Annotated in this window: 19 protein-coding genes and 1 pseudogene; 11 read left to right on the plus strand and 9 right to left on the minus strand. The window is 60.8% G+C overall.

Annotated features, from left to right (window positions below; translation table 11 throughout):
* The first annotated feature begins 332 nt into the window (after window positions 1-332).
* From O8I58_RS03050 to O8I58_RS03085, 8 genes are all read left to right on the plus strand, one after another.
* On the plus strand, window positions 333-1,331 hold the full coding sequence (locus tag O8I58_RS03050) for a polysaccharide deacetylase family protein (RefSeq protein ID WP_298320583.1): 999 nt from the start codon (window positions 333-335) through the stop codon (window positions 1,329-1,331).
* 60 nt (window positions 1,332-1,391) lie between these two features.
* Window positions 1,392-2,636, plus strand: a complete 1,245-nt coding sequence (locus O8I58_RS03055) for an O-antigen ligase family protein (protein WP_298320585.1) — start codon at window positions 1,392-1,394, stop codon at window positions 2,634-2,636.
* The gene (locus tag O8I58_RS03060) at window positions 2,633-4,174 is read left to right on the plus strand and encodes an oligosaccharide flippase family protein (RefSeq protein ID WP_298320587.1); all 1,542 of its coding nucleotides are present in this window, start codon (window positions 2,633-2,635) and stop codon (window positions 4,172-4,174) included. The genes O8I58_RS03055 and O8I58_RS03060 overlap by 4 nt, the downstream gene beginning before the upstream one ends.
* Window positions 4,175-4,261: 87 nt before the next feature.
* On the plus strand, window positions 4,262-5,353 hold the full coding sequence (locus tag O8I58_RS03065) for a glycosyltransferase (RefSeq protein ID WP_298320589.1): 1,092 nt from the start codon (window positions 4,262-4,264) through the stop codon (window positions 5,351-5,353).
* A gap of 91 nt (window positions 5,354-5,444) precedes the next feature.
* Complete coding sequence (locus tag O8I58_RS03070) at window positions 5,445-6,110, plus strand: polysaccharide deacetylase family protein (protein ID WP_298320590.1); 666 nt, start codon at window positions 5,445-5,447, stop codon at window positions 6,108-6,110.
* Between the two features lie 42 nt (window positions 6,111-6,152).
* A complete protein-coding gene (locus O8I58_RS03075; RefSeq protein ID WP_298320591.1) occupies window positions 6,153-7,379 on the plus strand; it encodes a hypothetical protein in 1,227 nt (408 codons plus the stop codon).
* Between the two features lie 3 nt (window positions 7,380-7,382).
* Complete coding sequence (locus O8I58_RS03080; RefSeq protein ID WP_298320592.1) at window positions 7,383-8,141, plus strand: glycosyltransferase family 2 protein; 759 nt, start codon at window positions 7,383-7,385, stop codon at window positions 8,139-8,141.
* Between the two features lie 53 nt (window positions 8,142-8,194).
* Window positions 8,195-9,871: a hypothetical protein gene (locus tag O8I58_RS03085; protein WP_298320593.1), complete on the plus strand. Its 1,677-nt coding sequence runs from the start codon at window positions 8,195-8,197 to the stop codon at window positions 9,869-9,871.
* Here the strand turns inward: O8I58_RS03085 and O8I58_RS03090 are convergent.
* The 6 genes from O8I58_RS03090 to O8I58_RS03115 all read right to left on the minus strand — a co-directional run bounded on the left by O8I58_RS03090 (window position 9,868) and on the right by O8I58_RS03115 (window position 15,974).
* The gene (locus tag O8I58_RS03090) at window positions 9,868-10,749 is read right to left on the minus strand and encodes an alpha/beta hydrolase family protein (RefSeq protein WP_298320595.1); all 882 of its coding nucleotides are present in this window, start codon (window positions 10,747-10,749) and stop codon (window positions 9,868-9,870) included. The two genes, O8I58_RS03085 and O8I58_RS03090, sit on opposite strands and share 4 nt — an antisense overlap.
* Window positions 10,742-11,524, minus strand: coding sequence for an alpha/beta fold hydrolase (locus tag O8I58_RS03095; RefSeq protein WP_298320597.1), 783 nt, complete (start codon window positions 11,522-11,524; stop codon window positions 10,742-10,744). Before O8I58_RS03095 ends, O8I58_RS03090 begins: the two co-directional genes overlap by 8 nt.
* A gap of 2 nt (window positions 11,525-11,526) precedes the next feature.
* A complete protein-coding gene (locus O8I58_RS03100; protein WP_298320598.1) occupies window positions 11,527-12,840 on the minus strand; it encodes an outer membrane beta-barrel protein in 1,314 nt (437 codons plus the stop codon).
* A 157-nt stretch (window positions 12,841-12,997) separates the two neighbouring features.
* The gene (locus O8I58_RS03105; RefSeq protein WP_298320600.1) at window positions 12,998-13,639 is read right to left on the minus strand and encodes a P-loop NTPase family protein; all 642 of its coding nucleotides are present in this window, start codon (window positions 13,637-13,639) and stop codon (window positions 12,998-13,000) included.
* Between the two features lie 131 nt (window positions 13,640-13,770).
* Complete coding sequence (locus O8I58_RS03110; protein ID WP_298320601.1) at window positions 13,771-15,321, minus strand: XrtA system polysaccharide chain length determinant; 1,551 nt, start codon at window positions 15,319-15,321, stop codon at window positions 13,771-13,773.
* A gap of 29 nt (window positions 15,322-15,350) precedes the next feature.
* A complete protein-coding gene (locus O8I58_RS03115; RefSeq protein WP_298320602.1) occupies window positions 15,351-15,974 on the minus strand; it encodes an XrtA/PEP-CTERM system exopolysaccharide export protein in 624 nt (207 codons plus the stop codon).
* Between the two features lie 370 nt (window positions 15,975-16,344).
* Between O8I58_RS03115 and O8I58_RS03120 the strand changes: the two genes are divergently transcribed.
* A complete protein-coding gene (locus O8I58_RS03120) occupies window positions 16,345-17,997 on the plus strand; it encodes a GMC oxidoreductase (RefSeq protein ID WP_298320603.1) in 1,653 nt (550 codons plus the stop codon).
* A 20-nt stretch (window positions 17,998-18,017) separates the two neighbouring features.
* On the opposite strand, the pseudogene O8I58_RS03125 reads toward O8I58_RS03120, so the two are convergent.
* From O8I58_RS03125 to O8I58_RS03135, 3 genes and pseudogenes are all read right to left on the minus strand, one after another.
* Window positions 18,018-18,161, minus strand: a pseudogene (locus O8I58_RS03125) (transposase); the annotation flags it as partial.
* Window positions 18,162-18,471: 310 nt separating this feature from the next.
* Window positions 18,472-20,211 carry an amidohydrolase gene (locus O8I58_RS03130; RefSeq protein ID WP_298320604.1) on the minus strand — a complete coding sequence of 580 codons (1,740 nt, stop codon included), beginning with the start codon at window positions 20,209-20,211 and terminating at the stop codon, window positions 18,472-18,474.
* A gap of 1,010 nt (window positions 20,212-21,221) precedes the next feature.
* Window positions 21,222-21,680, minus strand: coding sequence for a hypothetical protein (locus O8I58_RS03135; protein WP_298320605.1), 459 nt, complete (start codon window positions 21,678-21,680; stop codon window positions 21,222-21,224).
* A gap of 1,097 nt (window positions 21,681-22,777) precedes the next feature.
* On the opposite strand from O8I58_RS03135, the gene O8I58_RS03140 reads away from it, so the two are divergent.
* Window positions 22,778-24,748 carry a TnsB C-terminal domain-containing protein gene (locus tag O8I58_RS03140; RefSeq protein WP_298320606.1) on the plus strand — a complete coding sequence of 657 codons (1,971 nt, stop codon included), beginning with the start codon at window positions 22,778-22,780 and terminating at the stop codon, window positions 24,746-24,748.
* A complete protein-coding gene (locus O8I58_RS03145; RefSeq protein ID WP_298320607.1) occupies window positions 24,745-25,626 on the plus strand; it encodes a TniB family NTP-binding protein in 882 nt (293 codons plus the stop codon). The genes O8I58_RS03140 and O8I58_RS03145 overlap by 4 nt, the downstream gene beginning before the upstream one ends.
* The last annotated feature ends 762 nt before the right edge of the window (window positions 25,627-26,388 follow it).

Below are 26,388 nucleotides of genomic sequence, written 5' to 3' on the forward strand. Positions count from 1 at the left end.
GCACGGATCGGCCCCGATCAATGCCGATGCGGCAGATGGATTCACATCTGGCCTGAGGACGCCGGTTACGGCGTTGTCCCTGACGAGATCCAGGGTGCCTCCGGCCTTGGCCGCGGCAGGCACGCGCCGCACTCTTGGCATGGGGATACCGCGATGGGCCCAAGGTCGGGCATTTCTGAAACTGGTGCATGTCGTGCACCCCGTCATCCCGGGGTGTCGGTGACGCAGGGGGCATTGCATTGACCGCTGAAGCAGCCAATGGACTGGAAGCACCGGTTCCGCAGCGTCCGGGTAAACGACAGCGGCTGGCTGCCATATGCGGCGCAGCGGGCATGCTCCCCGGCCTGACCTCGCTCCGCCAGGTCCTGCGCAAGGACCTACGCATCCTTGCCTACCACCGGGTGCTCCAGGTAGACGAGCCGACGGCCTTTGCATTCGATCTGAACGAAGTCAGCGCCTCGCCCGCGCAGTTCTACGCGCAGATGCAGCTGGTGAAGCGTCATTACGACCCGATACGCTTCCACGATGTCCTGGTCGCTGGAAGTGGGGGCGCGCCATTGCCACCCAGGCCGCTCATCGTCACCTTCGATGATGGCTATGACGACAACTACCACGTCGCATTCCCGATCCTGCGCGAACTCGGCGTGCCGGCGATGTTCTTTGTTTCCACCGGGCATATCGACAGCGGGCAGCCGTACGCTTACGACTGGCTGGTGTACATGCTGTGCCGTACCGGCGCCAGGCGCCTGTCGGTCAGTGAGCTGGATTTCGATCAACCGATCCCTGAAACATTGACCGGCCGGCGGGCGCTGGCCAAGGAACTACTGTTCCACCTCAAGGCGCTGGATGCGGTCACCCAGGCCACGGTGATCGCCCGCCTCGGGGAGGCCTGGGGCATGCGGCCGGAAAAACACGCGCAATGCCGCCCGATGACCTGGGATCAGTTGCGGGAAATGCACGCGGCCGGGATGGAGGTCGGCGCGCACGGCGTTCACCACCACATCCTTGCCAAGCTCGCCCCGGCCGCGATGATCGCCGAGGTGCACGATTCGATGCGCACGCTCAGGCGCGAACTTGGCGCACCTGTCGATGTGATGTCCTATCCGGTTGGCGGCCCTGATTCGTACAACGCACAGGTGATCGACGCCGCCAGGCAGGCCGGCTTCCGCATGGCATGCAATTACGTCACGGGGGTGAACCGACTGCCGACCGCTGCGTACTTTGAACTGCAGCGCCTTTCCGTCGAGAGCGAAATGGACCTCGACTGGTTCGCGGCCATGACGGCGTTGCCCGAGGTGTTCGCCCATCGCAAGCGCGTGCGGCTTGGCTAGGCATTGGTACGAACCCCTGGGCAGGCGCTGACATCCATGTTTTTCCTCATCGTGATCTACGTGGTGCTGGTGCTGCTGCGGCCACAGGAATATCCGGCACTGGAAGGCGTGCAGCTTCCCTTGCTGCCGGTCACACTGGTGCTTGCCCTCCTGGCCTGGCTTGTCTCGCGCAACAAGTCGCTGGGCGCTCCCCAGTACCGCCTGCTTGGCGGCTTCCTGGTCGTGATGATGCTGTCGGTCGTGGTCAACGGCTGGTATGGCGGGTTCCTGGCGGAACTGCTGCGCTTCGGGCCGATCGTTGCGGCATTCGTGATCCTGTCCAACGCCGTCACCAGCACGCGGCGCCTGTTTTTCGTGATGGGGGCGGTCGTGCTGTGCGCGACGGTGCTTGCACTGCATGGCGTCGAGCAGAAGCAGACGGGGATCGGCTGGACTGGCGTGCCGCTGATCCAGGACGGGCGCATCCAGTACGTCGGCATCTTCAACGATCCCAATGATCTGGGGATGCTTTTTGTCCTGGCGCTGCCGATGGCGATGTACCTCAGCGCCCGTGGCGGCGGCTTCGGGCTGCTGCGGCTGTTCTGGCTGGGTGCCGGCCTGATGCTGCTGTATGGCATCTACTTGACCGATTCACGTGGTGCGCTGCTGGCTGTTGCGGCCGTGCTGGGCATCTGGCTGTGGCGAAAGCGCGGCATCGTGGTCGCGGCGCTGCTGGGCGGCACGTGCCTGGCGGGCCTGTTGCTTCTGCCCTCGCGACTGCAGGACCTCAGCCCTGACGAGGAGTCCGCCAGCGGCCGGGTCGATGCCTGGTACGAGGGATTCCAGATGTTCATCTCGCATCCCCTGTTCGGGGTCGGCGCGGATAACTTCACCGACTACAACAACCTCACGGCGCACAACTCGCTGATCCTCGTGCTTGCCGAGACCGGGATCGTCGGCTTCACCCTGTGGCTGGGATTCATTGGCTACTGCTTCCGGATGATGCTCGCCGTGCTGCGGCATGCGCCGGACCTGCCGGACGCGAGCGCCGTTGCCGCATGGAAGACCGAGCGCGCGGTCGCGATGACGCTGCTGCTCTCGCTGAGTGGCTGGCTGGTCACGGCCTTCTTCCTGAGTCGCAGCTACGCGCTGGTGCTGTACCTGCTCGCCGCGCTGATGGTGGCCGCCTACGCAAACGCGCGCCGCCGGTTTCCGTCGCTGCCCGCGTTCGACCTCGGCCGCGACTGGATGCGCCTGGGCCTCATCGCCGTGACGACCGTGGTCGGGCTCTACCTGGTGGTCCGGGTGTTGCTGGCACTCCAATGAACCGATCCCCAAGCGCGCTGCGCAATACGCTTTTCTCGTCCGCCGGGATCTATACCGAGTATGTCCTGGGCATGCTCACCTCGATCCTGATCGCGCGCCACCTGGGCCCGCATGGCTTCGGGGTGTACAGCATGGTGATCTGGCTGGTGTCGGTCGGCATGACCATGACCAACGCCGGATCATCCACCGCGCTGATCAAGTTCGTCGCCGAGCTTCGTGGTGGCGGCCGGCAGGAACTGGTCCAGCCCTTGCTGAAGTACCTGCGGCGAACCCAGCGGACCTGCCTGCTGCTGGTGCTCGTCGCGGCGGCGCTGTTGTCGGCGTTCGCCGGCGCCAGGTTGCTGCCGGAATTCAACCGGCTGGCATTGTTCGCCCTGCTTGCGCTCACCATCAGCCTGCGCGCGCCGTACATGTTCAACATTTCATTGGGCAAGGGGCTGGAGAATTTCCGCGCGACCGCCACGGTGGCCATGGTCGCCACGCCGCTCAACCTGGCCATGGTCGTGGCCGCATGGTGGCTGGACGCACCGATGCATGTTTTCCTGGCGGTGTTTGCGATCTCAAGCGCGGTGTTCTACGGCGTGTCGCATTACCAGACCGCGCGGCTGGTACCGGTGTCCACGGTGGCCCAGCTGCCTCCTGAACTGAAGCAGCGCGTGGTGCGCCACATGCGCTACGCGGCGGTCACGGTCACGGTCGGATTCGTCGCGGCGAGTGACGTCGGGGTGTTGCTCCTGAACCTGTTCGCTTCTTCCGAGGCGGCCGGCCAGTTCAAGGTCGCGTTCCAGCTCTCTGCGGGTGCGGCACTGTTGCTGCCCGGCGTGGTGGGTGCGTTGATGCTGCCGATGATGGCCAATGCGCTGAGCCAGGGGTTGGCCATGGCTGGGCGGCGCTTCGTCGGCGCGACCTCCTACCTGATGCTGTTGGCCGCTCCGCTGGTCGGGTTCGGCCTGGTGTTCGCGCCTGCGGTGATCGGCCTGCTGTACGGCGCCTCCTATGCCGCGGCGGCGCCGATCTTTGCCACGTGCCTGTTCGGCGCCGCGTTGGGGACGGTGGCGCAGGCGGGCTCCAGCCTGCTGCTCAGCGCGGACCGGCAACGCAGCATCATGCTGCTGGTACTCGCCAATGCGGTGGTCAAGCTGCTGCTGGACGTGGTGCTGACCGTTCACTACGGGCTGGTCGGCGCGGTTGTTTCCTACACGATCACCAGCCTGCTGACGGCCGGGGCGGTCCTGGGGCTGGCCATGACCACCAGCGGGCTGGGGCTGGACTGGTCGCGACTGGCGCGGATCGTGGCTGCCGCCGCGCTGGCGGCTTTGGCCGCTTTTCCCGTTCGTGAGGTGTGGACACCGTTTCCAACGCTGGCGCTCGGCGGTGCCTTGTTCGCCGGGGCCTACTTCCTGCTGACGTTCGCACTGGGGTGCTGGAGCGGGGACGACATCGAGCACATGCAGCGGATGCATCGCCGGGTTCCCCAAGTGCCTGGCGTCGCAGCCCTGCTGGCCTGGGCCGACAGGCGTGCCTGCAGGGGGTCCTGACGTGTGCCTTGTCCAGTTGAACCGGGAGCTGCCTTGAACATCACCCACTTCGTCGAATCGCTTGATCGTGGCGGCCTGGAGCGCGTCGTGATCGACCTGGTGCGGATCCAGCGGGAAGCCGGCCACAACTGCCAGGTGGTCTGCCTGTTTTCCGCTGGTGCCCTTGCCGGTGAACTCACGGCGCTCGGCGTGCCCGTACTCAGCTGTGAAAAACGTCGCGGCCTGGACCTGCGGGCCATGCTCGTGGCCCGGCGTTTCCTGCGACGGCATGCGACCGAGATCCTGCACACCCACAACGCCATTTCGCACTACTACGGGGTACTGGCATCACGGGGGCTCTCGCTTCAGCGGGTCATCAGCACGCGCCATGGCATGGGCGCGACCCGTGCCGTCGCCCAGCGCGGCTCGCGTGGGCGTTCGTGGCGCGATGACAGGCTGGAATGGCTGTATGGCAAGTCGATGGCCTGCACCCATGCCGTCGCCGCCGTCTGCGAGGCCGCACGCGATGAATTCCAGCAGCGCAAGGACCTGCCCACGCAGAAGATCGTGGCGGTCCCGAACGGCATCCACGTTGAGCGGTTCGAGCCAACATCGGCGGAAGCCCGGCAGCGGTTGAGGCAGACCCTTGGCGTGTCGGAAGACACGCGCCTGGCGGGCTTCGTTGGACGACTGACCTGGGCCAAGGACCATGCGACGCTGGTTCAAGCTTTCCGGCTGGTCCGCGAACAACTGCCCGACACGGCCCTGGTGCTGATCGGCGATGGGCCGCTGCGCCCAGCGCTGGAGGCGCTTGCGCAATCGGAGGGCATCGCCGATCGGGTGTTCTTCCTGGGTGATCGCAATGACATCGACGCCTTGCTGCGCGGGTTGGACCTGTTCGTCATGTCCTCCGTCACGGAGGGCTATTCGGTTGCCTTGCTGGAGGCCTGCGCCTCGGGGCTCCCCATCGTGGCGACCCGGGTCGGAGGGAACCCGGAGATCGTGCGCGATGGCATCAACGGCGCGCTGGTCACGCCGGGCGTCCCCCCCGAGCTGGCTGCGGCGATGGTCGGCATCCTCGGCAACGAGACCCGCGCGCTCAGGATGGGCCGGGCCGGTCGCGACTGGGTCCTGCAACACGGTTCGCTGTCTGCGATGGCGGCGCGCTACGCCGAGATCTATGGCTGCGCGGCTGCCTGAATTCACGCCGGTGCCGCGCGGAAGCCGTCCTGCCAACCATCAATGCTGTATGCCCATCAATGGAAGCCCGATGAAATTACGATCCAGGAAGATGCAGGTGCTCGGCTGGCTCCCAGAGAAGCTGGTCTCGGTGCGCGGTGACCCCGCGGGCAGGGCGTTGTACCTGACCTTCGACGATGGCCCCGACAGTTCCTGGACACCGGCACTGCTGGATCTGCTGCGCGCGCATGAAGCCTGCGCGAGCTTTTTCCTGGTTGGGCGCAACGTCGAGCGGCACCCAGGACTCGTGCAGCGGATGGTCGATGAAGGGCATCGGCTGGGCAACCACTCCCATACGCATCCCCAGTTCAACCATCTGTCCCTGGCCCGGCAGCTGGAGGAGATCGATGTCACCGATCGCCTGCTGGCCGGTTTCGATGGCGTGCGCAGGCATCGTTTCCGCCCGCCACGCGGCGTTGTCTCCCTGCCTTTGACGCTGCACTTCGCGGCACGGCGACGCAACCTGACCTACTGGTCCTATAACAGCATGGATTACCTGAAAAGCCCGCCTGAAGAGCTGATCGCACGGATGCGGGCCATGCCGCCCGTGGCCGGCGAAGTGATCCTGATGCACGACGACGGCGGCTGTGCGATCCAGATGCTCGAGACGCTGCTAGGGGAGTGGACGGACGCCGGTTTCAGCTTCCGTGCGCTGCCCCAGGCCCGCCAGCTTGACGAACGTCCTGCGCATGGCGCGCCCGCGCGCTCGGCGGGTTGAGTTGACCCCGCGCGTGCCACCCCAGCCAAGGAACCGCCGATGATGATCAGCCATACCGCTGCGTTCGCACTCCTGCTTGCCGGACTTGTCGTGTTGGCGGCGCTTGCAGGCTACGCACTGCTGCGCATGCGGAACATGCATCTGTGGATAGGCAGCTATCTGCGTCGCCGGCCGACGCAGACGGCGACCGGGCCGATCCATGTGATGTTCTGTTTCGTCGACCATTTCGAGCCGATGTGGGGCAAGGTGGACCTGCCCACCCAGCGTCGCCGCGTGGACCGCTGGTGCCAGGACTACCGGACGCTGGCAGACCGCCATCGCGACGCCGACGGACGGCCGCCACAACATACTTTCTTCTATCCGGAAGAGGAGTACGCCGAGGAGCATCTGGACAAGCTCGCTGCGCTCTGCGCGGAGGGCTACGGCGAAATCGAGATCCATCTGCATCACGACAACGACACCGAAGACAACTTCCGCGAAACGATCGACCGGTTCTCCAACACGCTGCACGAGCGCCATGGCGCCTTGTCCCGCGACCCGGACAGCGGGCAGCTGCGCTTCGGCTTCATCCATGGCAACTGGTGCCTGGACAACTCACGCGCCGACGGCCGCTGGTGCGGCCTCAATAACGAGCTGATCCTGCTGCGCGAACTGGGCTGCTACGCCGACTTCACACTGCCCTCGGCGCCCAGCGACACCCAGACGCGCACCGTCAACGCAATCTATTACGCCACCGATGACCCACTCCGGCCCAGGTCGCACGATTACGGCGTGGCGGTGCGTGCCGGCGGCAGTGACAGCGGCGACTTGTTGATCGTCCAGGGTCCGCTCGGCTTGAACTGGCGTGAGCGGAAGTGGGGCCTGCTTCCGCGCATCGATAGCGCCGATGTCCGTCGATCCTGTCCGCCGACGCCGGAGCGCGTGGACGCCTGGGTGCGCACCGGCATCCATGTCGAAGGACGACCCGACTGGGTGATCGTCAAGATCCATACCCACGGTACCCAGGAGCGCGACATGGAGACCTTGCTCGGCCCCTCGATGGATGCCATGCATGTGCATCTGGAGCGCAGTTACAACGATGGCAGCAAGTACGTGCTGCACTACGTCACCGCGCGCGAGGCCTACAACATCATCAAGGCGGCCGAATCCGGTCACACAGGCGACCCCGGCCAGTTCCGCGACTTCAAGCTTCCGCCGCCGCCGCATTCCCCCTGGGGCCAGGCAGAAGCGGATACGACCGAGGCACGTACCGGTACCGGCTTCGCATAGGGGATGGACGCGATGCAGCCATCTGTCGTCAGCGTGGTGATGCCTGTTTATAACGCCGAGCAGTGGCTGCGTCATTCGATTGGATCGGTGCTTCGGCAGACCCATTCGTCGCTGGAACTGATCGCCATCGATGACGGATCGAGTGACCAGTCATGGGACATCCTTCGCGAGTACGCCCGCCTGGACCCGAGGATCAGGCCCATCCAGCTGGAAAGAAACGGCGGTGTCGCCGCCGCACGGAACGCCGGTATTGCTGTGGCAACCGGCGGCTATATCGCGTTCCTCGACAGCGACGACTGGTGGCACCCACGCAAGCTGGAATGGCAGCTTGCGCAGATGATCGCCGCGGGCGCGCGGGTCAGTTACGGTGCGTACGATCGAGTCACCCTGCATGGGCGCCTGCTCTCGCAGGTGCGACCGCGCCGGGAAGTCCACTACCGCGACATGCTCAAGAGCAACCATATTGGCCATCTGACCGGCATGTACGCGCGCAGCTTGGGCACCGTCGAATTCCGGCGCGTCGGCCATGAGGACTACGTCTTCTGGCTCGATCTGGTGCGGCGTGCCGGGCGTGCCATCTGCATCAGCGCCCCGACACCGCTGGCGTCGTACCTGGTGCGCGATGGATCGGTCTCTTCCAACAAGCTCCGTGCGGCCGCATGGCAATGGCAGATCTATCGACGCATCGAACGGCTCGGTTGGCCGAGGTCCGCGTTCTACATGTGCCACTACGCGTGGCACGCCATACGCAAACGCCATTGATGCACTTGCGAAATTTGGTTCGATTGCCCAGGTCGGCAGCATGAGGAACTCCGATGACACGTCTTCGCGCGGTGGTATGCATGGCGCTGCTGTCCGTAGCAGTCATGCCGACGGTCCGGGCTGCGGTGAAGCTCGATCTTTCGTATGTGGAAAAAAAATCGGTCGAGTACCGGCGCTTCAAGAGCTATGTCGATCGTGCGGTGGCGGGGGATCCGGCGTACGGATTTTCAGCGACGGATGCGGCATACATGTATCGCCTGACCGGCGAGCGGCCTTATGGCCTGCTGGCCGTGCGCATGGTCGATGACCAGGTCAGCGCTGCCGAAGCGGCGATGGCCAATGGCCAGGCGCCTCCCATCGCCGATGATTCATACCTGTACGTCGGCCCGATGCTCCGCGACCTCGCGCTTGCCTACGACTGGTGCGGCGACCTGGTGACGCCCAGGCAGAAATCCCGCTGGAAATCCTATGCAGACCAGGCGGTGGCCAATGTGTGGCATCCCTATGTGGCCCGCTGGGGCGGACACTGGCTGCCCGGCAACGGCTGGGCCATCGACGATCCGGGCAACAACTATTTCTACAGCTTCCTGGAAGCCACCATGTACTGGTCGCTGGCCAGCGAGAATTCTGCCTGGGACAACCTGCTGCAACGGGACCGACTGCCCTTGCTGACTTCGTACCTGGCCACGTTGGCAGGCGGCGGCAGTCGCGAGGGAACCAGCTATGGCGCGTCGTTCCGCACGCTGTTTGGCCTGTATCGCCTATGGCGGGATAGCAACGGCAAGGACCTGGCCAATGCCAACGCGCACCTGACCGACACCATCCATTATTGGGTCCATGCCACGGTCCCGACCATGGACCAGTTCGCGCCGATCGGCGACCAGCCGCGCGTATCGGTCCCCGAGCTCTACGACTACGAGCGCCAGCTGATGCTCGAAGCCCGCGCACTGACGCACGATGCCGCGGCGGCTGGCGAAGCGTCCTGGTGGCTGCACCACATCTCGATCAAGGAGATGACCAATAGTTTCAATAGCCGGCATGACCTGCTGTCTGCTGGCAAGGGCGGTGCCGCGCCGAATGCGTTGGTCTATCACGCGAGCGGAGTAGGGCAGCTGTTTGCCCGCACCGACTGGAGCAGGAAGGCCGTGTGGCTGAATTTCAGCGCCGGGCCTTATGACCAGAGCCACGCCCATCAGGCACAAGGCGCGGTGACCCTTTTTGCAGGCGACTGGCTCACCGTCTCGGAGAATATCTGGAGCCATAGCGGCATCCAGCAGGGGACTGAAACCAATAACGTCGTGCGCTTCGAGCGTGGCGGCAAACCGGTGCCGCAGGTCAGCCCGACCACGTCCTCACTGCAACTGGTCAGTACCGGCGCGAACGGGGAAGTCCATGCCGTGGCCAATCTGACCCCTGCATACGGAGGAAATCCCGCGGTGCGCGGCTGGCAACGCGCCATCGATTTCAAAGGTCGTGCCCTGACCGTCCATGACACCTTCACTACCAGTCCCGGTACCGAGGCCGTCTTCCAGCTCAACGTGCCGACCAAGCCGACGATCGAAGGCAACATCGCGACGGCGGGCGCGCTACGGGTCACGGTCCTGTCGCCGGCCGGCGCAAGGCTGACGGCGGTCGACTGGACCAAAGTGGACAAGGACTACACCCGCGGCTGGAGGCTCGATGTGCGCGGGCCGGGCAATCAGTTCATCGTGAAGCTGGAGGCCAACTAGCGCAGTTGAGAAGCGTATGCAGGCGCCCGTGCAATCGCAGGCTCCGGCAGTTCATCGCGCGCAACCTGGGGGAAATGCAGGCACAGCCAGTGTTCGATGGTATCGAGCAGCCGCCGGCGGTCATCAGCCAGGATGTAGGTATGGTCAACCTCTCCCAGGAAGCTGACGCTGATGCCCGGATGGGCCGCCAGCGTCCTTCCATAGCACTCGCCAAACTGGCGTTGGTGGTTGAAATACCAGCTGGCCCCGCCGCTGTAGATGAAGCAGAGCTTGAGCCCGCGCTGGACCATCCCGGCCAGTTCATCCCGTACGCGCGCCTGTGGGGGAAATTCGACCCGGAACTGCGAGCCTGTGGACGCAGCAGCCGCAGCCGGGGGCTGTAACCGCCGTGCAAGCGCACGCAGCACGCGCGACGGGTCCAACAGGCGTGGCAGGTAGTGTCGAACCTTGAATCCAGCGGTGGGATAGGCATAGCCATCCAGGAAGACAGCGCCAGCCACTGCCTCATCGCCCTGGGCGACGAGGTGGGCGTTCTGCGCGCCCGAGCACAGGCCGATCAACACGAAGCGGCTGCAACCCGCCTGCTTGCGCAGCAAGGCCATGGCACTGGAAACGTCACTTCGCACCTGCTGCTCGCGCGACTGCGATTCGTTGCTGGCACCGCTGTCGCCCACCGTCGACAGGTCGAAGCGCAACGTCGGGAAGCCACATGCATTGAGCCGCCGGGTCATCTGCACGTGCATGCGAAACGGCCCGACGCGGTGCACCAGCCCGGCATTGAGCACGATCACGCCGGTCGTGCGCGAGTCAGAGGAGGGATAGCCCACGATCCCCAGCAGGTGCTGGGCGCGGCCGAACCGGGTGGCATGCTCATGCATAGGTTGACTCCTTTACGCGACGGGTCACGATGTCGATCAGCTCGTGTGACTGGATCATGGTTTCCAGCCCCGCCAGGTCATCCCACGGCGTGGGCAGTGAAAGCGAGGCGACCTCGGCACCGGTCCTGCTGAAGCGATGTGTGGGCGCGGTTGCGTCGGTCGTCGCGGAATGCAGGACCAGCATGCGTCGTTGCGGCAAATCAAGCCTCAGCTCGGCCAGCTGCCGCCGAAAGGACGCGCCGGTGGCAAACCCCTGCCATTGGCCCGCCAGTGCCGCGGCCGGCCGTGGTGCCGCGAAGCGATTGAGGTCGAAGCGGAGCGCGGCTTGTAGCTCATCGAGCGCATCCACGTGGGCCGGGCCGTCCAGTATCGGATCCCACACGATGAGTTGTTCCAGGCGCGCACGCTCGGCGGCGGCCAGCGCGAGGCTTCCACCGAGCCGGGTGCCGAATCCGATGATGTGCTGGCAGCCGCTGCGCGAGCGCAGCCGCTCGGCGGCCGTTGCAACATCAGCCAGGCAGCGGGACCACTCGACCTCTTCGCTGGCCCCGGCCGAGTCGCCCGTGCCGTAGTAGTCAAAGCGCAACACATCCACCCCGATGCCGGCGAGCGCATGCGCCAGCTGACGGTAAAGCCGGTGGCAGCGAATCAGATCCTGGCCCAGCGGTGGGCACAACAGCACGCCGATGCCGTGCTCAAAGGAGCCCGGATGATAGATGCCGAACAGGTCCTGCGCGGCGCCGAAGTGGCAGGGTATCTCGAGCTGCGTCTGCATGATCATCGGTTGTAGAGGATGCCGAAATAAATCTGGTTCTCGTGGTAGTCCTGCTCTGCCTGGTTGCTGCTGCGCTGTTGATGGAGCAGGGAGATCCGCCAGCCCCAGCGTGGGTTCAGGCGCTTCACGATGTCCAGGCCATAGTTGATCGTGTTGTCGCGACGATCGATGGTGTCGTAGGCCAGTCTTTCGTACACGCTGACCATCGACAGCGTCAGGGTGGGACGCAGCTTGTAGCTGATGTTGATGCCGGCGCCGCGGGTTTTCTGGTCGAGCGTGGGATCATTGATGTAGCCAAGCCTGCGGTAGAGCGGGGCAGCCGTCAGCGTCAGCCGCTCGCCCTGGAAGGTATAGGCCAGTCGGAACCGACGCTCCAGGTAGACCTGGGCATCAACGGTGGTGTTGCCCACGTCGACACCTCTGCCGGTGCCCTCCAGGATTCCAGTCGGCGCCTGCAGCAACATGTCCTGGGCGGCATCGGAGTATTCGCGCGCCGCCGACAAGGACAGTGTGCTGCGCTCGGTCGGGCGGTAATTCATGGTCAGGCGCTGCAGCGGCCCGGAAGCCGTTGGCATTCCCGTTTGCTTGAAGTCCAGCTGCGACCAGCCCAGACCCAGATCGATCTGCAGGTGCGAAAGCTCGCTCACGTAGCCAGCGAGCAGTTCACGACGATCGTAGTCCGGAGTCGCGGCCAGCTCGGTCAGCGAAACCTGCTGGACCTGCAGGGTCATCGACAACCGGTCGGTTGCATTCATGTCCCTGGTGATGCCCAGCGACTCCTGGGTCCGGTGCGAATTGAAATCCTTGGTCTTCTCCGCGTAGCTGCTGATGTAATGCACAGCGGCCTGGCCGCGCGTGGCCCCGCCCAGCAGGAAGTGGAATACGGGGCCGAAGGTGAACACATTCGTCTGCTGAAGATTGTCCGGCCCGGTGCTGGCCAGCCGGTCGATTGGCTGCACGCCGGCATAGTCCCGCATCTCCAGGTCCAGCCTTGCCGGCAAGATCGTCCAGTTGGCCTGGCCTGCCAGCTGCAGCTGGACCTGATCGGAAAATCGTTGGCTCAGGTAATTGCGATATTCCAGGTTCCCGGCAACGTTGGCCTGCAGGTCGGCCCCCTGCTGCAGGTAGGAAAAACTCATTCCCGGTACCAGCACCGATTCGCTTATCGGGTCCTGCGCCGTCAGGGCGATGTTGTCGCTGTGTTCGACACCGCCGTAGAGGGTGTAGTTCAGCTGACCGGCGAGCAATGTGCCCGGCATCGTCGTCGCCGCCAAGGCCAACCCGACGCCGCTCGCGAGCTTGAAGTAGTCCGACATACTGCTCTCGCTGAAAGTGACGCGTGGGCAAACAGTTCGGTGGAAGCATCGCGGCTTCGTCAGCATCGACGGAGCCGCGTAGAGCCGCTTGCGTTCTTTTTTTCCCATCCAGATCGGCTAACGCGATTCGCTGCGCCCGGCGCCATCGGGAAGATCGTCAGGGCGCATGGTTGAAGACCACGCCTGCGACCTTGCCAGGCGCGAAATTCGCGACCGCCTGGCTGATCGCCTTGGGTGTGTCGCGACCGTAGCCGGCCACGACCACCACGAAATCGGCCAGATCGGAAAGGATGCGTGCGTCCGGCGAGCCGCCGATGGCCGGCCCATCCAGGAAAATGTAGCGGTCCAGATAGCGGCCGCGCAGCGACTTCAGCGCAGCCCGCATGGGCGCCGACGAGAAGTATTCGCCGCCGTTCTCGCGCGCCGTACCTGCCGGGATCAGTCGCAGGCGGGGGATGCCAGTCGGATAGATCATGCTGGGGATTCCGCGGCCCGGCGAGTCAAGGAACTCGATCAGTCCACCAGAGATCGGTTCCACATCCAGGGCCTTGTGCTGGGCCGGGTAGCGAAGATTGCAGTCGATCAACAGACTGGTCTTGGCGACATCGAAGGCAAATGCAGCTGCGAGGTTGCGGGCCACGAAGCTGCTGCCCGAGCGTGGGCTGACCGCCGCCAGCAAGGTCACGAAATTGTCCCCGTTCGCCAGGTCCAGCAGGCGGGTCCTGATTTCTCGGAAGGCATCCGAATGCGGGCGCGCCGACTCATCACGATGGATCAGCCGCAGTCGATCAAACTGCATGGGCGCCAACATGGTCGTCTCTGCCATGCGCGTGATGACATGACGCGATGATGGCCGGCGGACCAGTCCGGTTTCGCGAACCTCGTCCGTGCTTTCCGGCGCTTCCATGTCGTGCGTTGAATCCCTGATAGTCACGTCATTCCCCGATGCTTGAGCAGAAAAACGACCAGATAAGCCAGAACAACCGAGAGCACGATCCCCAGCAACAGGGTGTTGTGGATCGCGTGGCGGCGACGATCCTGGGCGTTGGGGTAATACGGCACGGTGGCCAGCACGGTCAGTCCAGTCAGACGTTCTAGTTGCTCTGCAGAACGGAGCCTGGGGTCATACCGGACAACGCCAAACAGCAGCGCCAGCGGAACGGCGATGGCCAGCGCCATGCCGGCGAGGCCAAAGTGCATGAAGCGCAAGCCCGAAGGCACCAGCGGCAGGGTGGCTGGGTTCTGGACAACCAGGTTCAAGCCACGCTGGCGCGCGTCGAGATTCATGGAGACCCGTGCGTTTTCGCGCCGCTTCAGCAGGTCCTGATACACGTTGCGGTTGACGTCATAGTCACGGGTGAGCTCCGAGGTGACATTGGCCGTCGCGGCAATGTGTCTGCTTCGCTGCAGTTCGGCCCCGAGCATGGACTCGGATACGCTCAGGCGCGCGCCAGTGGCTGCAAGGTCGGCACGTACGGCGGACAGGCGGCTCTTCAGCTGCTGGTACAGGGGGTTGAACTGTGCGTGGCTGTCCAGCGCGATGGGTGTGCCCGCTGCCTGCGCGCTCAGCTTGCGCTGCCTGGCCTGCGACACCTGATGTTGGATGTCCTCCATCTGGTGCCGTATGCGAACCACGTCCGGGTAGTCGGATGTATAGCTCAGCAACAGCTTGTCCAGCTGTGCCTGGAGTTCGGCCAGCTGTGCCTGGTAAATGCCTTCGGTGGTCTGGACCGCAGAGACCTCGGACTCGCCCGATAGCTGGGCCAGCATCGAGGACTCCTGCGATCGCTTTTCCATCAGGTCCATTCGCGTGTTCTCGACCTGCGCGCGCAGGTCGTTGATGCGCGAGAGCGTCGCCACATCGCTGCCGGGGCGGGCGTCGGCATCCGCTTCGCGGTACTTCTTCAGCTTGTCTTCGGCGCCGGTGAGCTTCAGGCGGTAGGCTTCAACCTGGCTGTCGATGAACTCGAATGCCTCTCGGCTCTCGCGCTGTTTCGAGGCCAGGCTCTCGCTGATGAACTTCTGCTCGAACTGCCTGGTGACTTCATAGGCCCGCCGCGGGTCAGAGTCGAAGTAGGTGATTGTCAAGAGATTGTCGCGCGATAACTGCACCGTGGTCCGCGCCTTGATGCCTTCGATGATGCGTTCTTTTTCCACCGGCGAGGGATGGTCTTCAGACCAGCCGCCTGCGCCGAAAGCGGCGTCGATGACCTTGGTTCCCAGGATGACTGCGCGCGCAATGCCAGCACGATCCGCATTGCCGGTCGGCGTTGCCGCACCTTCCATGAGCGGGGTGATGATGCTCTTTTCCTGCGCCAGAATCGTCGTCGAGGCGACATACTTCTTCGGCCACAGCAAGCCTGCCACCAGCGCCGCGAGCGCGATCGCCGCGAATATTCCGCCGATGGCAAGGCGGTGGCGTCGTGCTTCCGCAAACAGTATCGGTGCCAGGATGGGGAGCGAGTGGTTCTGTTCTTCCATGGCGGCGTTGTCCCGGGATGCGTTGTTGTTCAAAAGGCGCGCTGTGGAACGGTCACCACATCACCTGGCTGGACTGGGTAATTGGTTTCCAGCTCGCCTTTCTGCAGGATCTTTCCCAATCTCACTTCGTAAGATTGCGTGGCACCGTCGCCGCTATGCCGGTAAAGCTCTGTCCTGTCGGGGGCGGCAAACTCGTTCGTACCGCCAGCGGCGAGGACTGCATCGAGGATGGTCATTCCTTGCCGGTAGGGCAGGGACACGGGGTTGCGCACCGCACCAGTGACGCGAATGCGCGACAGGTACTCGTGGCTGCGCAGCTCGGTAAGAATCACCGCGACCTGGGGGTCCCGCACGAACGACTTGAGCTTCTCCTGGATTGCGGCTGCCACCGCGTCGGGCGTCTCGCCACCGGCCTGGACATCGCCAATCAGCGGAACCGTGATCTTTCCATCCGGACGGACCGGCACGGTGACGCTGAGGTCCGGGTTCTGCCAGACGGAAACCTTGAGCTGGTCGTCTACGCCAATGTGGTAGGCGGTGACGGCCATGACGGTGTTGTCGATCTGCGGCGCTGCGAGCGATCCTGGAGAAGATGCGCAACCTGCCAGGAGATTGATGAGCAACAACGCAGCAATGCGGTAGAAGTTGGTCATGGCCGGACACCTGACTGTTGCGAGGTCTCGGCGGCGGCATAGCGTACCGACGCTACTAAGCGATGTTTCCGAAGCATGGTTTCACCCCTGTTTTTTCCAAGTTCTTGAACCTGCTGGGCCAGCGCGACACTGAAAGCCCCGTTGCCCAAGCCTGTAAGCGCTTTCTGAGGTCGCGTTTCCAGCAGCCCCACGCTTGCAAGCTTGAAAAGCCAGGTTCTCACCGACCAAAACCTCGAAGTACTGGTCACAGAAGCCGGCGAGAGTCCGCTTTATGCCGTGTCCAACGTAGGTAGCTGCGAAATGCGGCAAGGGTCCAGAAAAAAATTTCGTATCCGGTTCTTGGCAGCGGTCGGGGAATTTAAGAAAGAAGATGATCGTCGACTATCTTGAGGATTCGGCGACAGCCGAAAATGCTGCGGATATCTGCATTGTCGGCGCAGGGGCAGCCGGCATTGCGATTGCGCGCTCGTTCATCGGTACATCGTTGCGCGTGTGCCTGCTTGAAGGCGGTGGCCTGACGGGCGAGCTGCGAAGCCAGGCGCTATACCGAGGTCAGTCGGTGGGCGCTGTACCGTTGGATCCGGCGACATCACGGATGCGGGCGTTCGGAGGCAGTTGCAACCTGTGGGGCGGGGGCTGCATGCCACTGAATCCACTCGACCTCTGCGCGCGTGACTGGGTCGCGCATAGCGGTTGGCCCATTACCGCGACCGAGTTGGAGCCGTATTACTTGCGTGCCCTGGAAGTCTGTGGGCTCCCGCGGCGCCAGATCGACGGCAGCGGCAACGGCTTCGATGCCTTGCCCGGGCTCCCGCCAATTCCCTTCGATCGGGACAAGCTCAACAACCAGATCTTCATGCGCACACCGCTCCTGTTCGGCCGTGACTATCTGGCTGAAATCGAACGCGCGCCGAACGTCACGGCGCTGCTGCATGCCAACCTGCTCGAGCTGAATGTCACGCCCGATGGCCGCGCCATACAGGGCGCGACCATCGGCTCGCTCTCTGGAAAGCGGAGCGTGGTGCGGGCACGTCATTTCGTCCTTGCCTGTGGCGGAATCGAGAACGCACGGCTGCTGTTGCTCTCGGACAAGGTGCTTCCTGGCGGCCCGGGTAATTCCCATGGCTCGGTCGGGCGCTACTTCATGGATCATCCGAGCGGGAAGCTCGGCGCGGTGGTGGGCGGCAGAACCGATCAGCTGGCGCGGCCGTACGATCGAGCGCGTGCACGCGGCACCGCCACGTTTCCGGAAATATGTCTGTCCGAGCAGGCGCAACAGGCTCACGGGCTGCTCAACGGGCGAGTGCACCCATTCGTGGAGGAGGGCACCGTGCCACGCGGACTCGCCGCCTTGCGGGGGCTGCGCACGGGCAGGCGAGTCGCGCCCCCTGACGAAGGCAGCCTGCTCGAGGCTGAGCTATGCGCGGCCATGCGCAACAGCGCATTGCCTGAGTCCAGGGGGGCGACGGGGACAACAACCGGGCTTCTGCTACAACTCGCCCTGGGCATGGGCGACGTGGCGCGCGCACTGGCGCGCAAGCGGGCTGGAAAGCCGGCTGTGCGCAGCAGTCACCTCGTCCTGGTTGGGTATTTCGAGCAGGCCCCCAATCCGGAAAGTCGCGTCAGGCTCGACCATGAAGTCGATGCACTCGGACAGCGAAAAATCTGCATGGACTGGCGCCTGAACGCACTCGATCGCCACACCTACCGCAACGCCGCCAGGCTATTCGGACAGGAACTGGCCAGGGCCAGTGGGGGGCGCTTCGAGCCCGAGCCATGGGTCGCCGCCGGTGACGAGACACCTCCGCAGGTTGAAGGCACCGGGCACCACATGGGCACGACCCGGATGGCCGAAGACGCACGCCATGGCGTGGTCGATCGAGACTGCCGCGTGCATGGCATGGACAACCTGCATATCGCAGGCAGTTCGGTGTTCCCGACGGGCGGCTGGGCGTTCCCCACGTTTACGATCATTGCACTGGGCCTGCGCCTGGCCGAACGGCTGCAAGCCCTGTGCGGTTAGGTTGAGGTCGCAGCTTCATTGATGCCGCCGGACTTGCTCTTCCACTGGTAATACGTCGCTGTGCTGATCCCGGCTTGGCAGCAGATATCCTTGACCGGTAGGCCTGCATCAGCCTGCTTGAGCATGGCTACGATCTGCGACTCGGTGAACTTGGATGTACGCATGAAACCTCCTGGCTGGGGAAAGATGCCAGAAAGTTCTACTTATACGGTGTCTGTCAGACGGGGGGGGCTTACCGAAGCAGATACATTGGCTGCGAAACCGTCACCATCGTGCTCCGCGTGTAGCCAGGACCAGCCTACTTCCACGAAGTCATAGCCGGGGCCGTGGCTATCGCTGGCAAAACAGGTAGCAGGGAGCAGTGCTGAGGCAATTGCCACGGTGGCAAGAAGACTCTTTTGCATAGAACACCCCGCAATCAATCGTATGACTTTGGACGCGCGGCCAACATGTGGCCGCGCGTGCTCGGTGTGGCTAAAGTGCTACATAGATGGCCTTGCCTTCTTTGATCGTTTCGACCACTTTGATGTCCTTGATCGCGTCCGGATCAACCTTCAATGGATTCTTGTCAAGGATGACGAGATCGGCCAGCTTGCCCGCTTCGATAGAGCCCTTGCTGCCTTCCTCGAAATATTCATATGCGGCATTGATAGTTATGGCTTTGATGGCATCCAACGGGCTAATTCTCTCATCGGGCCCCAACACCTTGCCGCTGCGAAGCTTGCGATTGACGGCGGTCCATACGACCATCATCTGGTTAATTGGCACCACGCTAAAATCGGTGTGATTTGTTGGCTTTAGCCCCAGCGTTAGCGCAGTCTGCATCGGGCTAATAAAGGACGCTTGTTCCATCCCTCTATTCTTGATATGAGCTTCGCCGAAGAAGAACGTATGCTCCGTGTAGAACGATGGAATCATTCTGTAGTCAAGATACTTCTGGAGCTGGTCTTTTCGAACGAACTGAGAGTGGATGATGACCGTGCGACGGTCCCTCTCGGCAGCGCCAGTGATTGCGAACTCATGGCCATTCAGGACTGCGTCAATGCCCGCGTCGCCGTTCGCATGTGCAATGACCTGCAACCCCTTGTCGTAGCAGGTCTTGAACATTCCATTGAGGGTGTCCTGCGGGAAAGTGGGCTCGCCTTTCCAGTCTTTTTCGCCACCTGGCCCGCCGGTTAGGTAGGGAGTGGTAAAAAACGCGGTCTTCCCTTGTGGTGATCCATCGGCGAGGATCTTGCAGCCACCGAGCTTCAGGCGCTTTTTATAGGTGCCGAAGGTGCTCGCGGGGTGCACCTTGAGAACGTTCTCTAAGTCGCCAATGAAAGGGTAGGAGATCACGTCGATGAAGAGCTCGCCACGATCTGCCGCCCTCTGGAGTACCTCGACCTGCGGAGCCATAGATGCGCCGTCTTGGGCAGTGGTGACGCCGGCAGCGGCATACAGATCTTGAGCATATTTGATCTGACTTGGCTCTTGGTCTGGAGAAGACGCAGGCAATTGCTCATGCAAGGGAATCCAAGCCGTTTCCATCAACAGGCCTGTGGGCTCCTGACTTCCAGGCCTACGCGCGATAACGCCGCCGGCTGGAGTCTTGGTAGCGGCCGAAATGCCAAACTTCTTCAGCGCGGCCGAATTAAGCACCGCTCCATGCGTTGACACATGTAGCACTATCACCGGATTGTCTGGAAATGCGGGGTCCAGATCATCGCGGGTAAGCGGATGGTCACCAGGAAGCATGTTGTCGTCGTACCCATACCCAAGAATGATTTCGCCGGGCTTCTTTGATTTCGCCTGAGCAAATCGCTGCAACTCCGTGACGATTTCCGCGGCTGTGCTGGCAGGGCCCACCGGAGGCGCGGTAACGTTAGCTTGGTCCTCCATCGCCATGCCGTTGATGAAGTGGCTGTGTGGGTCTATGAAACCCGGCAGCAATGTCTTTCCCTTGAGATCGATCATCTTTGTAGCGGCACCCGTTGAACTCGCGGTGAGCTCGCTGAGACTGCCTACAGCGACAATCCTACCGTCCTTGATTGCGATGGCTTCAGCAGTAGGCTGCGCATCATTGACGGTGACAATGTCGCCTCCGAAATAGATCGAGTCGGCGGAATTCTGGTTGACTGCCGTAGTAGTTGGAGGCACTGCGTCGGCTTGTTCTTTGGAACAACCGGCTAAAAGAACGGCGGCGAGACTTATTCCGATGGCAACAGTTTTCAAAGTGGATCTCCATGCAGGATTGATTTAGGCCAGCGGCATCGTCACTTCCAATTATCAAACCAAAATGAGCGACATGACCTAATCGAATTTTGGAAAATCTGGAGCTACAGGCACCTTAGGTTCGCCAACTGCGATTAGGCGATTGCAGTGTATTGAGGTCTCTGGTCTGCTCCCCAGCAGTGAGACGCCCCGCCGGAGATTATGGCATTGACACGCGTTCGTTTTGCTACGAATTTCACACCCCGACCCTTGGTAGCCAGTAACGGGGCTAGGACCAGCTGACCGGCAGAGCTACCCAGATATCAGTTGCCCGCCTAAACCCGATTCAAACGAAGCCCCGCAGCTCATTGGGGCTGCAGACAACAGTGCTGGGTTAGAGCGGTTTCAACACTGACGTCGGGAACAATTGAGCGCGACGTTTCCGTTCCGCCAGGGCCGCGGCTCTCTGGGGCCTTCTACTTAAGGCGTTCTAGGGTGGTGCGGTCGCTAACTTTCCTAACCGCCCGCTCAGGACCCGCAATGCCCTCGATGTCGTCTATTCCAGCAAACGCCGCTGGATCAGTGTTTCGGCGACCTCATTGTCGGCGCACAGCGCTGCTTGGCCATCGTGTTCAAGCGTGTCCGCGGAAGAATGCCACCAGTAGAGCGGGGTTTGGTGCAGAGCCGTACTTCTCGGAGGTGAATGGTAAAGCGGTGACTTAGTCGGATGACGCGCAAAAATTCACAGCTTTACCGAGCCCGGTTGCAGGATCGACTGGGTAAAATTGCCTAATTTTTTCGGCATAGCGTTCATCGTGTACCACTAGTGTCTGCGTGTGTTCAAAGCTGCTCAGAAACATCTGCATTGATTGCCCAGACTCTCCGCCGGGATTGCCCAAAATTCTCTGCGGTGAACAGCGCCCACGCCCAGATCGTGACACTCCTGCAGCAGTACGGCGACGGGTTCACCCCCAAACAACTGGCGGCGATTCGTCGCCGTCTGCGCCCGCAGCGGTGAGCAGGGACTGGGGTTATTCCTCGTCCCCGTCGAACTCGACGAGGGCTGCACGCAAGACCGCAGCAGGATCGGTCCTGAGCATCTCCTCAGGAGTCGCACCATCCAGCAAAACGTGGCGAGTCATAAACCACTCCACCTCACCCCAGCCGGTCGAACGCCCCTGATCATCCGTAATAAACGGCCCTTTTTCCCGCATGACCGTCAGGATGTCGTGCAACTCGCTGATGGGCTGGCCATCTTCCCGGAACTGCCACGTGGGGTAGCGGTACTGGGACGAGGGCGGATCCGTGAATACCGCGAGAAGTCGCCATTGCCGACGCAGCTCCGTCGCCACTGACCGGACGCCTTCGCGGGTAGGATCAATCGCCTTGGACACTACTGCCGCCACTGGCCACTGCGCCGCCAACCTCGCGCGTTCTTGCGCAGCGGCAAGTTCGATCGGCAGTAAGTGATCATAATCGGAGGTCACCATCTAGCCTCTGCACCCCGTGGGGAAAGTCCCTGTCATGAAACGGGCAGCACGCGCTCCGGCGCGGCGCTTAACGTCTCCTTCGGATTCGTTCTATGCCCTTGGCCTGGAGCGAATCTGGCGCCTCCGCGGGGACTCGTGTGCGGATAGTGGCAAATCCCCAACAGAATTTGCAGCCTAACCTAAGTAAGGCAGGTGCGAGTTGGTGTCCCAATGGCATGAATTTCTGCGTGAGTTCCTGGTCGATTTGGTGTTCTGCCTGGGAAATGCAAGAACCCTGCGTCCGGGTAGGAAGAAGTTCTGCAAAGAACAGCAGTCAACAACAACAGCCGTTGTCCATTGAAGCTCACTAGTTCAAATGGGTTCTTGGCAGTAATCGTCGATCATTACGCGAAATGTTATTTATCCATTAATCCTGATCGAAAATGGGCGTCAATGATCAAAACTTAGTTCCGCGCACTCTTGTCGGCGTTTTTAAACGTTGTCGCGTGCCAAAGAGCAGCTAAGTGCTTGATTCTGCGTGCATACAGAGATCGTAGACCGTCTTCAGCATGGCGAAAAACCCATGATGCGACGCTATAGCGGCAAAAAGCTCACGGAGCGACAGCATAAAAAAACAAAGAGACTCATTGACCGTGAACTCGCTTTGGCGCGCAAAGTCGACAGTGAAATCACAAGCTGTCTAAAGCATGAATGAATTTTGGCACTGAGCCACTGCGCAAAACCAATCGTCCGCGCAGTAGGAGTTGTGAGTTTTACAGCGCATATAGCCAACATCGCGGCATAACTGCGAAGGAATGCGTCATGCCCACCCGCCTGACGTTTCACATGAGGACTGGCAAACCAGTGACGAATCGCATATTCGGCTGACTGTGATAACAATTGGAAACCTAAGCGGCGCATCGACGCTATTTCGGAGGCTTAGAAATGCATATGAGCTGATTATCGCACTACATCTTTAGGCAGAAAGCAGAAAAGCCCGAGCCGGCAAGCTCGAGCTTTTCAAAGACCATACAGTTTGCGCCGTATGGGGGCAGCCTGCCAGTTCATCCCCTCGTCGTCAAGAGGGGCGGGAGCTATTTGCCTCATTGGAGTCTGAGATGAAGAAAAAAAAGAGAATCACCGGTTCAACCTCCACATTTGAAGTTGTTGCAGGGGCGAGGGCAGCGTATTTCAACCGAGGCGTCGTCGTCGTCTCCATCTCATCCGGCGACCTTATCCAGGTCCGGTTTATGGGTAGCGATGAAGTTGTCTGGGCGAGCGTGGCTGACCTGGCTCCTTATTTGGAGGACGCACAAATGCGCGTCATTCCGCACCTTACGTGCGCAGACCCTGTCCTTGAAAAGCGATGCGCAGACTGGGCGTCCGGATTCAAGGGTATGGAGAGCAAATCTGGAAGTCACTCGCTAAGCGAACTGGCAAAAGCGATGGGCGTAAGCCTCCGGACTGCCCAACGGCGTTATCGAATATTCCGGAGTGACCCGAGCCCCGGCGCTCAAATAAATACCCCGCCTGGACGCGCACCCGGCACAAGGTCTCTACCTGCACCGATCGAGAAGATTGTTGATCTGGCGACATCTGAAATTTACGAATCTCCTGAGAGAAAGCCAATAAGCGCAGTAAAACAGCGCGTTGACGAACTCTGTGAGGGGGCTGGTCTTTCGGCGCCGTCATATTCTGCCGTAAGAGCCAGAATCAGATCTCAGCACGGGATCAAACAAATGAGAAAAAGATATGGCATGCACAAAGCTGATGCACTGCTAAAGCCGGCGACGACGGGTCTCGTCACTAGCCGTCCACTTGAAGTTGTTCAAATAGATCATGCCAGAGTGGATGTGCACGTCGTTCATCCCGAGACACGCCAAGTGATAGGAAGACCTTGGATAACACTAGCGATTGATGTGTATACGCGGTGCATCATGGGCTTTCATCTTTCTCTGGATGCGCCAAACCATACCGCCGTGGGATTGACGATTTCCCATGCCTGCCGGCCAAAGCAAAACTGGTTAAAAGAAATTTCGGTAAGCGTTGATTATCCGATGTACGGAATGATGGAGAGCATCCACTGGGATAATGCCAAAGAATTCCACACGAAGGAGGTAAAGGCTCAGTGCCAGAGGTTTGGAATTGGAGTTAATATCAGGCCAGTCAGGAAGCCTCATTACGGCGCCTACATTGAAAGGCTCATTGGAACATTCAGTAGAAAAGTAAAACTTCTGCCTGGAACATCATTCTCCAACGCTGTCGAGAGGGGTGACTATGATTCCGAAGAATCAGCCGCCCTCACGATGTCCGAGCTAAACAGCTGGATCATCCTTGAGCTTGCCGGAAAGTATCACAATGAACAACACCGAGGGCTACAGGGCGCAACGCCAAGAATGATGTGGGATGAGGCATGGAGAAAAAAAGACGGAAGTATTGAATTGCCCCGTCTGATAAGTGACCCGAAGTCTTTCTTCATTGGCTTCCTTCCAACCACTGAACGCATGGTAAGGACTGACGGCATCAGCCTCAATACACTCCGCTATTGGGATTCAGCATTGAGTGGCTTCATTGGAAACAAAAAAAAATACATGTTTCATAGTAACGATCGAGACTTGTCTCGAATCTTCATGGCGGATGGCGACTCCTATATAGAAATTCCTTCCGTAGATCGTACGATGGGTTCATTTTCGAAGCATGAGCTAAACGCCGCAAAGCGCTCTCTTCGAAAAGAAGCCAAAGGCGAGTTTAGCACGAAGCGTATTTTTGAAGCTTTACGGGAGCAGCGTGAACTGGTCGACAACGCCTTGACGGAGTCAAAGCGAGCACGTCGAGATCATGCCAAGCGAAAAGCAAACGAGGCGCAGAAAATACCCGGTTCGGAACATGACTCGCCTGTCGATAAGGACCCGGTCAACTTCGACCAAGAAGTTGAAGTGCCTGTCTACGCTGCCGGCCTTGAATTTGGCAGCCCTATTACCTACAAGCCGTTTCCAATTGGTTCGCCTCCATACGTAAAAAAAATTAACTCGCATATCTACGACGAGGAAGTTGCCGCGACGAACAGTTCATTGGAGGATCTGCCTTGAATTCATTCGCTCATCTTGCGCCTGAGGTGGAAGTCCATATGGAATCTCAAGGCAGCCGCATCTCATTTCTTCGACAAAAGAACTTTCCGTACGTCCACAATCACTATTCGAATGCGGCTCTAGCTTGGCTCGCCGACGCTTACGAGCATGAGTATGGAAAAGGGCGTCCGCTGGGCCTTCATATTGTTGGAGATTCAGGAATGGGGAAGTCCAGAATATTCAAGTTTTATAAGGATTCGCTGGCTTCCGAAAGCAGGGATGATGAAGGAAGGAAGTATCAGGGCGTGATGCACGTCGAAGTTTCCTCTACGGGCAGTCATGTTGATTTATGTAATCTTTTAGCTGATGCGTGCGTGCCTGACTTCAAGTTGCGTCGCGGTGTGGGCATGGATAAGGAGCTCTGCAGGCTTCTCAAGCAATTTGGAGTGAGGCAAATATTAATAGACGAAGCAGGAAATTTTTTAAATGGTGGCCCGAAGTCAGTAAGCATCTGTCTGTCCACGCTCAAGTCGCTAAGTAACGCGGGATTTGCATTGTCCATTGCAACGACGATGAATTGGCGGAACGTCTTGGCGTCCGATGAACAACTTGGATCCCGTTTTACACACCTGAAGCTATCTCGCTGGGAAGAATCGCTTTCTTTCCGGTCATTTTTGAAAGGGGTCGAGAGGTATTTGCCGTTGCCGTCACCGTCTGGGCTCGATAAGCGAGAGCATCTACGTTGGCTCTTGAGTCATAACTTCTGCACGACCGACGACATCCTGCGCGTACTCATACGCGCCAGCATTATCGCGATCTCTGAAGACGAGCCGTGCTTGTCTCGCTCAATTCTTGAGCGAGCCGAGCTCCTTATGACTCCGAATCCGGCGGTGGGTTAGTGGACTTTGAAAAATATCCGGTGTTGGCTCTTCCCGCAGAGGGTGAGTCGTTTTGCTCTTGGTCTAGCGCTACCCGCTTACTTCTAGGGTTCGACGAAAAATCGTGGTTGGAAATCATTGGTTCTGATATCCGCGAGCCCGAGCGGCCAGCCCGCGGAATCACCTGGACAGGGGTACCAGCGAAAATTGGATCAATTTCCGAGGTGCCGGCGGCTTTCAGGAGCTTGCCGGAGTATCGGCGCCGTCATTGCGCAATCTGCTTTATTGATCAGCTTGGCAACAGACGCTGGCCCACCATGTGCACCTGGATTGACGTACGCAGCATTGCTTGTTCCAAGCACATGCTGCTACTACAGCCGGCGATGCCATCCAGCCCAGACTATGTGCATAGAACATTAGAGGCTGACGATGAAATCTACGATGTCTTCATGTGGCTCGAAGAATGGAAATCTCTTGAAAGGAGCCGCAATATTGCTGATCGAGTTGAAGCACATTGGCGAAGAGATCTGACTACGGCGTGCACCCGTAATTGGTCTAACTATCATGACCACGGACTAGGCACTCTGATCCTTTGGGAATTGCATTCGCAAGGATGGTCTATCGGGATCGGAGGTGGGAGAAATCCTCCGAATCGGCCTGCGCGTTCCGGGCACCTGACCTCCTCTGTGCGGCTCGGGGCCTTCATCGCCGCGTATCGGCTCTGGCTTATATTTAGAGCTTCAGGCTCGACTTTGGAGTATGCACGAGTTCCGGATCCCGGCC

The sequence above is a fragment of the Pseudoxanthomonas sp. genome, from assembly GCF_027498035.1.
GTDB lineage: Bacteria > Pseudomonadota > Gammaproteobacteria > Xanthomonadales > Xanthomonadaceae > Pseudoxanthomonas_A.

Bases quoted from the DNA above. Each gene is read 5' to 3' on its own strand.
- O8I58_RS03075 (WP_298320591.1), top strand. From the start codon at position 6,153: ATGATCAGCCATACCGCTGCGTTCGCACTCCTGCTTGCCGGACTTGTC.
- O8I58_RS03090 (WP_298320595.1), bottom strand. From the start codon at position 10,749: ATGCATGAGCATGCCACCCGGTTCGGCCGCGCCCAGCACCTGCTGGGG.
- O8I58_RS03085 (WP_298320593.1), top strand. From the start codon at position 8,195: ATGACACGTCTTCGCGCGGTGGTATGCATGGCGCTGCTGTCCGTAGCA.
- O8I58_RS03080 (WP_298320592.1), top strand. From the start codon at position 7,383: ATGGACGCGATGCAGCCATCTGTCGTCAGCGTGGTGATGCCTGTTTAT.
- O8I58_RS03115 (WP_298320602.1), bottom strand. From the start codon at position 15,974: ATGACCAACTTCTACCGCATTGCTGCGTTGTTGCTCATCAATCTCCTG.
- O8I58_RS03105 (WP_298320600.1), bottom strand. From the start codon at position 13,639: ATGCAGTTTGATCGACTGCGGCTGATCCATCGTGATGAGTCGGCGCGC.
- O8I58_RS03140 (WP_298320606.1), top strand. From the start codon at position 22,778: ATGAAGAAAAAAAAGAGAATCACCGGTTCAACCTCCACATTTGAAGTT.
- O8I58_RS03120 (WP_298320603.1), top strand. From the start codon at position 16,345: ATGATCGTCGACTATCTTGAGGATTCGGCGACAGCCGAAAATGCTGCG.
- O8I58_RS03070 (WP_298320590.1), top strand. From the start codon at position 5,445: ATGCAGGTGCTCGGCTGGCTCCCAGAGAAGCTGGTCTCGGTGCGCGGT.
- O8I58_RS03100 (WP_298320598.1), bottom strand. From the start codon at position 12,840: ATGTCGGACTACTTCAAGCTCGCGAGCGGCGTCGGGTTGGCCTTGGCG.
- O8I58_RS03060 (WP_298320587.1), top strand. From the start codon at position 2,633: ATGAACCGATCCCCAAGCGCGCTGCGCAATACGCTTTTCTCGTCCGCC.
- O8I58_RS03135 (WP_298320605.1), bottom strand. From the start codon at position 21,680: ATGGTGACCTCCGATTATGATCACTTACTGCCGATCGAACTTGCCGCT.
- O8I58_RS03110 (WP_298320601.1), bottom strand. From the start codon at position 15,321: ATGGAAGAACAGAACCACTCGCTCCCCATCCTGGCACCGATACTGTTT.
- O8I58_RS03095 (WP_298320597.1), bottom strand. From the start codon at position 11,524: ATGCAGACGCAGCTCGAGATACCCTGCCACTTCGGCGCCGCGCAGGAC.
- O8I58_RS03050 (WP_298320583.1), top strand. From the start codon at position 333: ATGCTCCCCGGCCTGACCTCGCTCCGCCAGGTCCTGCGCAAGGACCTA.